The 1,181-nt window shown below is 37.1% G+C and carries 1 protein-coding gene and 2 pseudogenes; 2 read left to right on the top strand and 1 reads right to left on the bottom strand.

The window, feature by feature from the left end; translation table 11 throughout:
- A pseudogene (locus tag ABMY45_RS23775) lies at positions 1-202 on the bottom strand (transposase); the annotation flags it as partial.
- A gap of 211 nt (positions 203-413) precedes the next feature.
- On the opposite strand from ABMY45_RS23775, the gene ABMY45_RS23770 reads away from it, so the two are divergent.
- Positions 414-827 (top strand): helix-turn-helix transcriptional regulator, encoded by a 414-nt coding sequence (locus ABMY45_RS23770; RefSeq protein WP_206473294.1) that lies wholly within the window; start codon positions 414-416, stop codon positions 825-827.
- A 227-nt stretch (positions 828-1,054) separates the two neighbouring features.
- Positions 1,055-1,181, top strand: a pseudogene (locus tag ABMY45_RS23765) (helix-turn-helix domain-containing protein); the annotation flags it as partial.

Here is a 1,181-nt window from a genome sequence, read left to right as displayed (position 1 = left end):
TCACGGCATAAGCACAGATATCAATACAAAACACATCTGCCAACATCAGGAGCTTTTCTTCAACCCAATCACGGCGGTGCTCGTATGATTTTCCAGTAAATTTATCTTCACCGCACAGAAAGGCGCGCCTCACGCAACGGGAGATACAGTGGTAGTATTTGGTGTCGGTTAAACTAATTTGTTTTTTACGGGCAGTAGCCATAGTTTGGTTTCCTCAATCCTTTGAGTGCAGAGTTAAAGCGTAGGCGGTATCTTAGGAAGGTGCAAATTAGTAGTGGGTGTCAGCGATTTATTTTACGCTGTTGAGCGTCATGTAGCTAAATTGTAGACTGTCGTGCCACTGTCGGGTGTATTTCGTAGCCGCCAATAGTGTTTTTAAGTTAAGTTTTCCTCACAGATGGAGAGGATATTTTATGATAGTTAAAAAATTACGAGAGAAACGGAATTGGTCTCAGGAGCAACTTGCAATGATGTCTGGTTTAAGTACCAGAACAATTCAACGAATTGAAAGCGGCAACAGAGCAAGTCTTGAATCTCTAAAATCACTCGCCTCTGTTTTTGAAATAGATATTTCTAAATTAAAAGAGGAAATTATAGTGATAGACAAAAATTCAGAGTTATGGAAATCAGAATCACTTTTTATACGATGGTTTTTCTGGGGTGTAAAAGCAAGAAAGCAGGTGTTAAGTATGGAGTTTCTGTGCTTATCTCTTGGTTTCTTAACTTGGGTTGTAAAACCTGATATCTTTGCCACACCTGCATTTTTTTTAATGGCATATGTTTTTTCGACAATGAAGTATTATATTGATCGAAAAAAGCATTGGTAAATTAGCTAGATAATACGAGACTATAGCCTCAATAACTGATTTTATGCTTTTTCGGTTGCGACATAAAACGAATTGATTATGAACAGGGCTAAAAGATGACACCTATCACTACATTTCAGTATTAAAACTTAAGTGGCATTTTTAGAATACGTCAATATGTAGGTGGGTGTCAGCACAAACTGTATTTGAATACACAAACTTTAGGTGGGTGTCAGCACAAACTTCTATTAAGTACCAGAACAATTCAACGAATTGAAAGCGGCAACAGAGCAAGTCTTGAATCTCTAAAATCACTCGCCTCTGTTTTTGAAATAGATATTTCTAAATTAAAAGAGGAAATTATAGTGATAGACA

Origin of the sequence: Pseudoalteromonas sp. XMcav11-Q, from assembly GCF_040104525.1 — a bacterium.
Lineage (GTDB): Bacteria > Pseudomonadota > Gammaproteobacteria > Enterobacterales > Alteromonadaceae > Pseudoalteromonas.
This window is presented reverse-complemented; position numbering and strand designations above follow the sequence as displayed.

What these genes read in the sequence shown, in the direction of transcription:
- ABMY45_RS23770 (WP_206473294.1), top strand. Translation starts at nt 414, where the DNA reads ATGATAGTTAAAAAATTACGAGAGAAACGGAATTGGTCTCAGGAGCAA.